This is a genomic window from uncultured Dysosmobacter sp., assembly GCF_947631165.1.
Taxonomy (GTDB): domain Bacteria; phylum Bacillota; class Clostridia; order Oscillospirales; family Oscillospiraceae; genus Oscillibacter.
The window spans coordinates 18,720-29,866 of sequence record NZ_CANRKH010000029.1 but is presented as its reverse complement, the minus strand read 5'-3'; the positions used below and the strand labels follow the sequence as shown (position 1 = coordinate 29,866).

11 protein-coding genes, 1 tRNA gene and 3 pseudogenes are annotated in these 11,147 nt (G+C 53.9%); 6 read left to right on the top strand and 9 right to left on the bottom strand.

The window, feature by feature from the left end; all coding sequences use genetic code 11:
• Positions 1-371: 371 nt before the first annotated feature.
• The 8 genes and pseudogenes from Q0Z69_RS12705 to Q0Z69_RS12665 all read right to left on the bottom strand — a co-directional run bounded on the left by Q0Z69_RS12705 (position 372) and on the right by Q0Z69_RS12665 (position 4,846).
• On the bottom strand, positions 372-590 hold the full coding sequence (locus Q0Z69_RS12705; RefSeq protein ID WP_298034177.1) for a hypothetical protein: 219 nt from the start codon (positions 588-590) through the stop codon (positions 372-374).
• Positions 590-868: a hypothetical protein gene (locus Q0Z69_RS12700; RefSeq protein WP_298034174.1), complete on the bottom strand. Its 279-nt coding sequence runs from the start codon at positions 866-868 to the stop codon at positions 590-592. Before Q0Z69_RS12700 ends, Q0Z69_RS12705 begins: the two co-directional genes overlap by 1 nt.
• Positions 869-1,395: 527 nt before the next feature.
• A pseudogene (locus tag Q0Z69_RS12695) lies at positions 1,396-1,841 on the bottom strand (hypothetical protein); the annotation flags it as partial.
• Positions 1,837-2,910, bottom strand: coding sequence for a hypothetical protein (locus Q0Z69_RS12690; RefSeq protein ID WP_298034165.1), 1,074 nt, complete (start codon positions 2,908-2,910; stop codon positions 1,837-1,839). The pseudogene Q0Z69_RS12695 and the gene Q0Z69_RS12690, both read right to left, overlap by 5 nt.
• A 5-nt stretch (positions 2,911-2,915) precedes the next feature.
• A complete protein-coding gene (locus tag Q0Z69_RS12685) occupies positions 2,916-3,482 on the bottom strand; it encodes a DUF1016 N-terminal domain-containing protein (protein ID WP_298034161.1) in 567 nt (188 codons plus the stop codon).
• Positions 3,483-3,576: 94 nt separating this feature from the next.
• Positions 3,577-4,011: pseudogene (locus Q0Z69_RS12680) on the bottom strand (hypothetical protein).
• A gap of 289 nt (positions 4,012-4,300) precedes the next feature.
• Positions 4,301-4,492 (bottom strand): annotated as a pseudogene (locus Q0Z69_RS12670) (MATE family efflux transporter); the annotation flags it as partial.
• Positions 4,493-4,606: 114 nt separating this feature from the next.
• Positions 4,607-4,846, bottom strand: a complete 240-nt coding sequence (locus tag Q0Z69_RS12665) for a hypothetical protein (RefSeq protein ID WP_298034158.1) — start codon at positions 4,844-4,846, stop codon at positions 4,607-4,609.
• 198 nt (positions 4,847-5,044) lie between these two features.
• Between Q0Z69_RS12665 and Q0Z69_RS12660 the strand changes: the two genes are divergently transcribed.
• The 5 genes from Q0Z69_RS12660 (at position 5,045) to Q0Z69_RS12640 (ending at position 9,664) form a co-directional block, all read left to right on the top strand.
• Complete coding sequence (locus tag Q0Z69_RS12660; protein WP_298034155.1) at positions 5,045-5,518, top strand: MarR family winged helix-turn-helix transcriptional regulator; 474 nt, start codon at positions 5,045-5,047, stop codon at positions 5,516-5,518.
• A gap of 6 nt (positions 5,519-5,524) precedes the next feature.
• Positions 5,525-6,211: an ABC transporter transmembrane domain-containing protein gene (locus Q0Z69_RS12655; protein WP_298034152.1), complete on the top strand. Its 687-nt coding sequence runs from the start codon at positions 5,525-5,527 to the stop codon at positions 6,209-6,211.
• Positions 6,115-7,257, top strand: a complete 1,143-nt coding sequence (locus Q0Z69_RS12650; protein WP_298034185.1) for an ABC transporter ATP-binding protein — start codon at positions 6,115-6,117, stop codon at positions 7,255-7,257. The genes Q0Z69_RS12655 and Q0Z69_RS12650 overlap by 97 nt, the downstream gene beginning before the upstream one ends.
• Positions 7,250-9,067, top strand: coding sequence for an ABC transporter ATP-binding protein (locus tag Q0Z69_RS12645; RefSeq protein ID WP_298034148.1), 1,818 nt, complete (start codon positions 7,250-7,252; stop codon positions 9,065-9,067). The genes Q0Z69_RS12650 and Q0Z69_RS12645 overlap by 8 nt, the downstream gene beginning before the upstream one ends.
• Before the next feature lie 87 nt (positions 9,068-9,154).
• Positions 9,155-9,664: a DUF4368 domain-containing protein gene (locus Q0Z69_RS12640; protein WP_298034145.1), complete on the top strand. Its 510-nt coding sequence runs from the start codon at positions 9,155-9,157 to the stop codon at positions 9,662-9,664.
• A 332-nt stretch (positions 9,665-9,996) separates the two neighbouring features.
• On the opposite strand, the gene Q0Z69_RS12635 is transcribed toward Q0Z69_RS12640, so the two are convergent.
• A tRNA-Leu gene (locus Q0Z69_RS12635) sits at positions 9,997-10,081 on the bottom strand.
• Positions 10,082-10,181: 100 nt separating this feature from the next.
• Between Q0Z69_RS12635 and Q0Z69_RS12630 the strand changes: the two genes are divergently transcribed.
• A complete protein-coding gene (locus Q0Z69_RS12630) occupies positions 10,182-11,024 on the top strand; it encodes a pyridoxamine kinase (protein WP_298034142.1) in 843 nt (280 codons plus the stop codon).
• The last annotated feature ends 123 nt before the right edge of the window (positions 11,025-11,147 follow it).

The window sequence follows — 11,147 nt, the reverse complement described above, 5'->3', positions numbered from 1 at the left end:
CAACAACTTCCCTATGAGGCCTCTCCGTTGGCTTTCTCCTCTTGACTTCGCTGTCCAATATGTTTGACAATCCTACAAAAGGTAAAAGGGAGATTTCCGTCACCTCCTTGACAACACTTTCCTCATGACCTATAATAAATCCAAAGTGATTCTCATGTTTTGGTTATGGCTTCTTCTTGCGCTTGTTGGCTGCATATTTGGCTTCCAGTGGTTTTCTGACCACAAATTTGAATATTTAGACGGAGTTAAACCGTCAGAACAGTTGGATCGTAACTTCTGGCTGTGCGTAGGGCTCTTGATTCCCGCAATTATTTGTATGTTTGTTGGCGCATTAGCTTAAATATGAAATAAAGCTGCTTTGCTGGGCGGCTTTATTTTTTTGCCCTGGTCTTCACGATCTTGACCTTCGGGCAGTCCGTCAGACCTTTCAGATGCTCCGCCCGCTCATTGGCCTCATAGGACGCCAGCGCGTAGATCAGGTCATGCCAGCCTGTCTCTCCCTCCCATAGGACCCGGAGATCGTGAAGTCCCCAGTGGTGGGCGGAGAACAGGTAGTACAGCAGGCCCAATTCCGCGTCGCCGCCGTCCATCAGCCGTTTTTTACTTCACGGATGGTCTTCCGGCGGTAGCCGGTCAGCTGCTCCACAGCATTGGACAGGTCCACGATCTCGCCGGGCAGCAGCTTCTTCACCGCCTCCGCCGGCGTGGGGGCGCCCAGCTCCGAGGGAATATCGCTCTCCCGGTAAATGGCGTGTACGCCGTTGGCCTTGGCGTCCCGCAGGATCAGGGCCACATTGCCTGCGGATACTCGGGCCGCTACCGTTTGGGCGGCCTTCCGCAGGGAAAAAGAAAGTTCAGGAAGTCCCATTGTATGCTCCTCTCAATTACTGTCTTGCGCCGTGGCGCTCCCAGTATTTCCGTCACCAGTGAAAAGTCTTTCACTGGTTCCTCCTTTACGGTTGGCGTCAGTCCAATCGTTTTTCTCGACTGCGAGCCAGAAAGAGGGCCGGGCAAAGTCAACGGGCAGACATCCACATACACTGTCCGATCAGGCCATTTCTTCACCAGCCGGGCGTTGACGGCGTCCAGAATATCCAATACTTTCAACAAATCCCCCCTAAGAATATGGTCGAAAAGCGCGCTTCATGTAATACCTGCCCGGCGGTTATAGCTGTACATTTTGAGACAACGACCAAATACATCAAAACTGCATAAAGAAAAACTCGCCATCCATTGTGTTACAAAAGATAGCGGGTCTTTCTCGTTTGGAAAGTACGAACACTTTCGGAAACATATCAAACTGGCTTGCAGATACATTGGGGGGGAATATTGCTTATTTTTGGCGGGGAAGTTCATCTGTTGTGTCTTTAATTTTTTTGCTGCCACCTGATCAATCAGTACCAATTCCAGGGTGGGCATATAGTCCCGGAGATTTTCTTTTGTCAATCCCTTGAGGTTTTTGTACTGCTTGGCGTCATACCGAACCATGCTCGGGAGATATCATCGGTCAGGATTGCATATTCTACGCCTTTTTGAACACCCCGGGCATCTCAATCATTCGTCAGAGTTACTTACGTACCTGAATCGCCTGAAGCCACTGGCTGATCCACTCGCGAGTGTATCCCCTTCTTTAAGTAGGTCGCAAGCGCCCGCCCAACCTGGGCCAGCCACATTTTGAATGGTTCGGCCTTGGGCGAGAGAATGAACTGGATAATACGGAGGAGCTATTTTGTGTTGGCAACAACAGCTTTGCACCGCTTGCCGTCTTTTGGGAAATCTAATTTCAGTTAGTCACAGGTTGTAACTGACTGGTTTCCCTCGTCCTTCAGCCGCTTTTTAAGTACTTTCCAGGTTGCCGTCTCTGTTCACATTACTCTCTGCTTTTCGCTCAAAAATATATATTTTTTGGTAGTGCCTAGATTTTATAATAGTCTCATCTGTGTATACTTGAATTTGATTCGATTTTTCTTTACAATAAAGAACTCTATCAAATTTTATTTTTGGCAGAAAATCGGAATAATCTATATGATATGTCCTTACACTTGTTGGGAAGTCATCATAAAATCGTAGATTAACAGTAAATTTAATAGGACTCTTTGTGCTAGATGCAGCGTAAGCGCTAACATAATCTTTTCCGTATTTCATACAGCCAAATATTGGGGTAACGAACTTACATCTTACTTCAGATCCAATTTCTGCCCTAGTGGAGAGTGGCACTTTCAGAATTGTTGAAATATTTTTGCACTTAACCGTAAGTGGCGTAATTTTGTGTTTTTCATCTGGATCTGCCAGAAGATCAAATCCATGTCCTTGGACAGAATCAACATTGGGAGACTCCCCGAAAACGCTAAAAGCTACTGAATTATCAAACCGCTTTGAACTTACTTTGCCCTTACATTTGTTTTCTGCAAATAAGTCGGTTTTTTTTATTGAATATGTATGAATGATCTCTTCAAATTTAATCCAACGGTTCAAAGAGATATTAGAATTTGTATTATTAATTGAACTAAGGTAGATTCCCTCTACCTCCAATTTTCTGGTGCAGTTCTTTCGATAAAGGAGGAAAATCATATACCATGAACAAAAAGTTACTCCCAATGAAATTCCTATAACCATAAAACTTGTTGTTGGATGCAAAAAGAAATCGGAATGAGCCCAAACTACAACAAATATAATAAGTCCTAGAATGATTGAGAATAAAGTTATGAAAATAAAATCCGGGGAAAAATTAATTATTATAGTTGCCACCTGATTATTATTGCCGTTTACTGTTACTGCATTTTCCTGTGGTTTTTTCTTTTTCACGAAAGAAGATATCAGTAAAGATAATACACTTACCCCCAACCCAGAGAATAGCCACTGCATATTTTCATATAAAAGAGCCGCAACATTATTGAGTAATTTTATCATAATCACTATTCTCTCTTTTCACTTGTATACCCATCTATCAGCATATAATGAATGGGTAGAAAGCCTCTTAATAAAGTATCTTTGTCATCGCTGTTCTCGTACTCCTGAACTGTTTCTTCCTGTTCAGTATAGCATACAGGTGCCTTACCGTCGAGAGGAACTTCTAAATGCGCAGAGGAAGCAATTTGATTTCTCAGTTCAATTTTGGACCAGCCATCTTGCTCTGCCGCACGAATATACCATGCGCGCTCATTCATCGTAAGGTCCGTTTCTAAAAAGACAACATTCAGCGTCCAGCTGATCTGCATTGCGTGCTCCATCAAAACAGGATCGCTGTCATAAGTGCGGCAGAACTCCCGCATACGCCGCAGATTACGCGGGGAGAAGTCTGTGGCCGTGGGATATGCGGCCTGCAAATATTCAGAGGCCGCGACCGCCGCACCTTTCTCGTTCCTGGCGCTGACCAGTCTGCCGATCTCGCGGTATCGTTCCATCTGGGATAATTTTGCCGCCATCAGCTTATCCGAATCCGCGTACAGGGCGTTGTAGTCAACAGGTTTTCTGATATTCATAGCCTTCTCCTTTCCAGCGTAAATCTGCCTGTTTTGCTCTAACGAAAAGGGAAACGCGGCGCACTGCCACGCTTCCCTTTTTGTTAGATAGATTTCAAAATTCTTCTTGCAATATGCCCTGAAGGCATTCGCTTTCCATATCCAGGACATCGTCCAACGGGATCTCCGTGCTGTCCGTCAGGACTAGGGTCCGTTCCAGCGTATCTACCTTCTTCAGCCGTCCGGTGGCGGTGACATAGCTGCCGCCTTCTTTCCTCTCGTCTGGCTGGAACCAGGTGACGGTCACCTCGGGCTGTCAGTCGATGGCCGCCGCCAACACCTGCTGTTTCAGATCCAGCCTTGCTTTGTTGTCCTCGTCCAGCTCGATGCGCCGCTGGGTCAGCCGCACCGTCTCCGTGATAGCGGCGCTGTGGCCGGTGAGAGCGGCGAAAGGACTGAAAATGGCGGCACGGTCGGAAATGGGCATCCGGGGATGACGCTCCGAGGTGGGATGAGGCAGGCGGAGGATATCGTCATACTTACCGCTCATGCGTGGTGCCCTCCAATCGTATTGTTCCGCTCCCTGGCCGTGGCGCCGTCCTCCAGATTCATCCCCTTCAAAATGGCATTTTTCCCGTACTTTTTCTTGATGGCAGTACAGCCTCCTGTTTCTTTCGTTCCCGTTCCAGAGCGGCCCTGTCCGCCTCCTTCTGCTTTTCCTGGGCAGCGTAGTCGGTGAACAGGTCCAGATGTTCCAACCCAGGTTCTTTCGGGGCGGCCGCTTCCGTCAGCAGGCGGTTTGCGGAGATACTCAGCCGCCGCACCAGCAGTGCCTTGTCCGTTAGGGGGAATACCACCGTGTTTGCGGCGTTGCCATGGGAACCGAGGTAGCTGGCGTTTGCGATGAACAGCTGGTCCACGATGTTGTAGAGCGCCGCCACCAGCAGGGAGATGACACAGGGCACGGCGTACCGCCGCATCAGTTCCCCTATCGGCTGTTTTTCCAAAAAATCATTTGCTTTTGCTTCCATTGATAAATGGCCCTCCTTGAGAATAGAAAATAAAAAAGTACGTGACCTGAGAAGCTGGATTTACGCCTCTTTGGCCACGCACTTGTTTTACAAATATTCTTTTATAGCCACGGTTCAGCCCAAGTAGTTCCCCACAGGGGCGGTATTGTACTGTTTGATAACCTTGAGAAGCACTGAGCCGTCCGGCTGGGTGGTTTCCTCCACGATTTTGTACTGGGTACGGTTCCGTTCCAGTCCCTTCTTGTAGTTCACCACTTCAAGCTGCACCTGCTTGGCCGCCCACTGGCGCTCCGCGTTCTCCTTCAGCAGAAAGTGGAGGGTCTGGCAGATGCAGGCCGCCTTGATCCGCTTCATAATTACGCTCGCCTATTCTAAAAATTAAACGCGCAACGGAACTGGATTTACGCAGTTACGCTACACGTTACATTTAAAATATAGCAGATAAGAGAGGGAAAAGTCAAGCCCAAATAAAAAATTTCATGGTACCTTGACAAATACCGGCCGTGCGAATAAAATGTCAAGGTACCATGATATACGGAAAGGGAGCACAGTATGGAGTATCGGAAAGAAAATATCAATGACAGGCTGGTCGTCACTCTGCGGGACATCAGCCACACCATGCGCTCCCTCTACGAGGGGCGGGGCAGTCAGAAGCGGATCCTCATCGTGCTCAGCGAGACGGGCCCCATCACCCAGCGGGAACTGACCCAGCGGCTGGGTATCCAGCCAGGCTCCGCCAGCGAGGTGATCGCCAAGCTGGAACAGGCGGGGCTGGTGGTGCGCTCGCTCAGCGAGACAGACCGCAGGACCGCCGATATCTCCCTGACGGAGGAGGGGGAGCGGCAGGCGCGGACGGCGTTGGAACAGCGCCAGCGGCGGCACGAGGAGATGTTCTCCGCCCTGACGGATGAGGAAAAAGCGCAGCTCCTCTCCCTTCTGGAAAAGGTCAACCGCGATTGGGAGGGCCGTTATCACGCAATTTCTTGTCACAAGGGCAGCTCCCGCCGTGAGCGCCGGAACAGGTAGGGCGGTATGTGGAAATACATCAAACGCTACCTCCCCTATGCGGTTCTTGCCGCGCTGTTCATGGTGGGCGAGGTGTCGATGGACTTGGTCCAGCCGGGGATCATGCGCCGGATCGTGGACGAGGGCGTTCTGGGATTGGAGACCGGAGGCGTAGGCGACCTGCGGCTCATCGGGACGCTGGGGCTCCGGATGATTGCCTTGGTCCTGTTCGGCGGACTGTGCGGCTCATTGAACAATGTCTTCACCCACTATTCCAGCCAGAATATCGGCAACGAAATGCGCAAGGACGCCTTTCGCCGGATCATGTCGTTCTCCTTCCCCCAGTTGGACCGCTTCGGAACGGGTTCACTGGTGACGCGGGTGACCAACGATATCACCCAGATACAGACCTTCGTGTCGCTGTTTGTACGCGGCCTGATCCGCACCAGCCTTTTGACCTTCGGCAGTATGTACTGTATCTTTCGGCTGAACCGGGACTTTGGGCTGACCGTGCTGTGCGCGTTTCCCCTTGTGGCGGGGTGTATCGTCCTGTGTCTGTGGAAGGCCAACCCCTGTTCTCCAAGCTGCAAGGACATCTGGACGCTATCAACGCCATCATGCAGGAGGACATTTCCGGTATCCGAATCATCAAAGCCTGCGTCAGAGAGGCGTATGAAAAGGCCCGGTTCGGCAAGGCCAACGACGCGCTGGTGAGGACACAGCTGCGGGTGCTGGTCATCTTTGCCTTTATGAACCCCGCTGTGAACGCCCTGATGTACGGAGTGGTGGCCGTTATTTTGTATACGGGCTTCTTCCAGGCGGCCTCCGGCAGTGTGACTCCGGGCGATGTCATGGCTGCCGTCACCTACACCACCCAGCTCCTGAACGGCGTACTCATGCTGGTCATGCTGTTCCAGAACATCTCGCGGGGGTTGGCCTCTTGGAAACGGGTCAAGGAGTTGCTAAACAGCACACCGGAGCTGGCGGACGGCAGCTTTGACGGCGACACCAAGCGGCGGGGCGAAATCGAATTTCGGGATGTGTCCTTTACCTACCCTGGCGCGGCTCGTCCGGTGCTGGAGCATATTGATCTGACTATCCGCCAGGGCGAAACAGTGGCTGTTATGGGCGCCACTGGCTGTGGGAAGACCACCTTGGCAAACCTGATCCCCCGCTTTTACGATGTAACGGAGGGCGCGGTGCTGGTGGATGGGGTGGATGTGCGGGAGTACCGTCAGCGGGCCCTGCGGGAGAAGGTGGCCATTGCCCTGCAAAAGGCGGAGCTGTTCACCGTCCCTATTGGGGAAAACATTGCCTGGGGCAAGCCGGGGGCGTCAGCGGAAGAAATCGCATCGGCGGCGGAGGCCGCCCAGGCGGACGGCTTCATCCGCTCCACCCCGGAGGGCTACGATACTGTGGTGGCGGAACGGGGCATGAGTCTGTCCGGCGGACAGAAGCAGCGGCTGTCTATCGCCCGGGCGGTGCTGAAGCGGGCGGAGATCTTGATCCTGGACGACGCCACCAGCGCCCTGGACCTGAAAACGGAGGCGGACCTGTACCGCGCCCTGGAGGAAAAGCATCCGGGCACGACCAAGATCATCGTGGCCCAGCGCATCGCCTCCGTGCGCCGGGCGGACCGCATCGTGGTACTGGAAAACGGGCGTCTCGCTGCCGTCGGAACCCACGAGGAACTGCTGGCGGGCTGCAAGGTCTACCAGGATATCTATCATTCACAGATGGGAGAGGGAGAAATTGCCTGAACGAAAAGAGCAAAGCCTTGCCGCCCGCAATATCCCCGGCATGATGAACCGGAGCCAGCGCTTCGTCGAGGCGGAGCATGCAGAAAACGCCGGGGCGGCGCTCCGGCGCATCGCGGCCTATTTCGCTCAAGAGAAAGCCATGGTGCTGGTCATGCTGGCGGCAGTGGTTTTCGGTACGGTGTGCGGCGTTTATGCCCCCAGCTTGCAGAGCAATGCCATCGACATTATCGCGGGCGTCCGAGCAGGCAGCTTGACGCGGACTGTGCTGGGGATGCTGTCGGCCTATCTGCTCTATAGCGTCTGCCAGCTATTGCAGGGGCTGCTCAGCGCACGCCTGAGCCAGCGCATCGTCAAGCGGATGCGTGGGGGGCTGTTTGGAAAACTGGTGGACCTGCCCGTCCGCTACATGGATACCCACTCCCATGGCGACGTGATGAGCCGCATGACCAACGATGTGGAGAATCTCTCCACCACCATCTCCCAGTCGCTGCCCTCCCTGTTCTCCGGTGTCCTGACGATCCTGGGGACAGTGGCGGTAATGCTCTGGTACTGCTGGCAGCTGGCGCTGCTCAGCTGCGCCACCGTCCTGCTGACTCTCCTGGCGACCAGGATTCTCTCCGGGAAGGTACGGAAGTTCTCCCGGCGGAGGCAGACGCTTCTGGGCACGCTGAACGGTACCGTGGAGGAGATGGTGTCCGGCTACCGCACCGTGGTCGCCTACAATCATCAGGATGCTACAGTAGAGGAGTTCTGCGCCACGTCGGATTCGCTGACCAGGGCGGGCATCAAAACGGATATTTTCAGCGGTGTTATGGGGCCGGTGATGAACTGCATCGGAAACATCGGCTTTGTCATCATCGCCGCTTTCGGCGGATATTTTTCCGCCAGTGGGCTAATCTCCGTGGGTGTCATCTCCGCTTTTATCGTCTATGCCAAGCAGTTCAGCCGCCCCATCAGCGAGCTGGCCCAGATCTACGGGCAGCTCCAGACCGCCGTGGCCGGAGCGGAACGGGTCTTTGCCGTTCTGGATGAAGCAAGCGAGGACAAAGCTGGGGATACTTTGGAGGACGGGCCCGCCGCTGTGACCTTCCGACAGGTGCAGTTCTCCTATATTCCGGGTCATCCAGTGATCCAGGATTTCAGCCTGACGGTGCCGTCCGGGAAAAAGGTGGCACTGGTGGGGGCCACAGGCAGCGGCAAGACCACGCTGGTCAACCTGCTCATGCGCTTTTATGAGATCGACAGCGGGGATATCCGCATCGACAGTCAGGATATCCGGGACATCTCCAGAAACCAGCTGCGCCGGAATGTGGCCATCGTTTTGCAGGACACGTTGCTGTTCAGCGACACTGTTCTGAACAATGTGAAATACGGCTGCGAGCTGGCACCTATGGAGGACGTGGAGCGGGCGGCCCGCATGAGCTGCTGTGATGAACTGATCCGGAGCCTGCCCCAGGGCTGGGATACCGTCCTGACCGGGGCCGGTGAGACCATCAGCCAGGGACAACGCCAGCTGCTGGCAATCGCCCGCGCCTTTGTGGCCGACCCGAAAATCCTGATCCTGGACGAAGCGACTTCCAACGTGGATACCCGGACGGAGCAGGCCATCCAGGAGGCTATGCAGAAGATCATGGAAAACCGCACCAGCATTGTCATCGCCCACCGGCTGTCCACCATCCGTGACGCGGATCTCATCGTGGTGATGGACCAGGGCAGGATCGTGGAGTTGGGCGACCATCGGACGCTGATCGAGCAAAAAGGAAAATACTACGACCTGTACATGACGCAATACGCGGGGCTTTCGACATAAAGCTTGAGAAAACATGCCTTTTAAATTTACCCTTGACAAAAGCTCTCTGAGGATCATGTCGCTGGCAAGCTGACGGACAAGCGGTTCTTGAAACTGTCCCAGCAGTATGAAGCGGAGCAGGAGCAGATAGAGGGCGAGTTGAAGCGGCTGGCCGCAGAGATGGAAACGATGCAGGAGCAGAGCGGCAGGGTGGACAAGTTTATGGCCCTGGTTGACTGCTACACCAGCTTTGACGAACTGACCACGCCCATGCTCAATGAGTTTGTGGAAAAGGTAGTTGTCCATGAGCGCGAGCGCATTGGCCGGTATAAGCGTAAGCAGCGTGTCGATGTGTATTTCAACTTCATCAGTCTGGTGGAACTGCCCGCCGCGCCGGACGTTGAGAAGCCCCCTATTGCAGAGGCCCTCAAGGAGCGGTATGTAGCGGCCAACACCAGCTTTGCCCCGCTGGGCGAGTACCTTTCCCAGCAGACGGCGGACAGCGTATCCCTGGCCTTTGCAGAGGTTGAGAAGCTGATCGGAAAACCGCTATGCAAATCGGCGTTCAAATTCTACTCCTACTGGTATCTGGCGATAACCGCCCGATTTCCAATGTAATCTACAACGCTGGCTTTGATGTTAAAACGGTTGATATGAAAAACCAAGTATTGCATCTAATTAGAGCCGCATAACTGAACAACTCTACACAACAGGCCACAGTGACGATTCACTGTGGCCTGTTTTTGCATTTATTTGAAAAACCTACTTGACAAAACGCACTGGACGCTGGCTTATTCTGGCTTTTATTAATGGTAGTTCGACTCTCATCAGTATGCTGATTTTGCTGTCCGATAGTAAAATTCAAGGCTCTTTCGCTTTTGGACGAAAGAGCCTTGCGAGGCTTGGAAACTCTCACTTTTTTCGTTGATAGTCTTTTTTGCCTCTTAGTTTGGTGCGCCTGAAGGGACTCGAACCCACACGCGTTGCCGCACGAGAACCTAAATCTCGCATGTCTACCAATTCCATCACAGGCGCATATGACATGAACAAACGTAGTATAGCACAATTTCCAGCCTTGAACAATAGGGAAAATTACGATATAATAAAATGAATTTTTCAGCCGAGGTACTGTGTCATGCTTACGCCCCGCGTTGCCGCTATCCATGATATGTCCGGTTTTGGCCGCTGCTCGCTGACCATTGCCCTGCCGGTCCTGTCCGCCATGGGGGTCCAGTGCTGCCCGCTGCCCACCGCCTTCCTCTCCACCCACACCGGCGGCTTCGAGGGCTTCACCTTTCTGGATATGACTGATGAGATGCCCAAGGTATCTGCCCACTGGAAGGCCCTGGGCCTGGAATTCCAGGCCATTTACAGCGGCTTTCTGGGGAGTGAACGCCAGATCGGCATCGTAGCGGATTTCATCCGGGATTTTCGCCGCGCAGACACGATGGTGATCATTGACCCCGTTATGGGGGACCACGGGCGGGTCTACCAGACCTATACCCCCGCCATGTGCGCCGGGATGGCGCGGCTGGCAGAACAGGCGGACGTTATCACTCCCAATCTGACGGAGGCGGCGCTGCTGCTGGGGCTTTCTTTTGGCGCACTGCCCACCGGGGAGAAGGGGCTTCGGGAGATCGTGAAGCGGCTGAGTCTGGATGGCCGGCGGTCCGTGGTGCTGACCGGCGCCTCCGCTGCCCCGGAGCTGACCGGAGCCATGTGCTTTGACGCCGGGACCGGCCGGACCCATCTGATCCAGACCCAGCGGGTCCCCCGGGAGTTTTTGGGCACTGGCGATGTGTTTGCCAGCGTCCTTATCGGCGCACTGGTCCGAGGTGCGGATTTGGCAGATGCCGCCCGGCAGGCGGCGGAATTCGTCCGGGCCTGCGGGGAGCGGACTGCGGAGGAAGACCTGCCCCTGCGGGAGGGTGTGGATTTCGAGCCGCTGCTGGGTCTGCTGACCGGCGGAGGACTATGAGCGCGAGGGCAAAACCTCCGGCAGACGCCGGGGCGGGCGTCCCTGTTCCTGGGACCGTCTGTTGGAATACTTGGGGAAATTTCGCGGATTTCCCTTGACCTTCCACCCAGTGGAAGGTGTACC

Bases quoted from the DNA above. Each gene is read 5' to 3' on its own strand.
- Q0Z69_RS12705 (WP_298034177.1), bottom strand. From the start codon at position 590: ATGGACGGCGGCGACGCGGAATTGGGCCTGCTGTACTACCTGTTCTCC.
- Q0Z69_RS12700 (WP_298034174.1), bottom strand. From the start codon at position 868: ATGGGACTTCCTGAACTTTCTTTTTCCCTGCGGAAGGCCGCCCAAACG.
- Q0Z69_RS12690 (WP_298034165.1), bottom strand. From the start codon at position 2,910: ATGATAAAATTACTCAATAATGTTGCGGCTCTTTTATATGAAAATATG.
- Q0Z69_RS12685 (WP_298034161.1), bottom strand. From the start codon at position 3,482: ATGAATATCAGAAAACCTGTTGACTACAACGCCCTGTACGCGGATTCG.
- Q0Z69_RS12665 (WP_298034158.1), bottom strand. From the start codon at position 4,846: ATGAAGCGGATCAAGGCGGCCTGCATCTGCCAGACCCTCCACTTTCTG.
- Q0Z69_RS12660 (WP_298034155.1), top strand. From the start codon at position 5,045: ATGGAGTATCGGAAAGAAAATATCAATGACAGGCTGGTCGTCACTCTG.
- Q0Z69_RS12655 (WP_298034152.1), top strand. From the start codon at position 5,525: ATGTGGAAATACATCAAACGCTACCTCCCCTATGCGGTTCTTGCCGCG.
- Q0Z69_RS12650 (WP_298034185.1), top strand. From the start codon at position 6,115: ATGCAGGAGGACATTTCCGGTATCCGAATCATCAAAGCCTGCGTCAGA.
- Q0Z69_RS12630 (WP_298034142.1), top strand. From the start codon at position 10,182: ATGCTTACGCCCCGCGTTGCCGCTATCCATGATATGTCCGGTTTTGGC.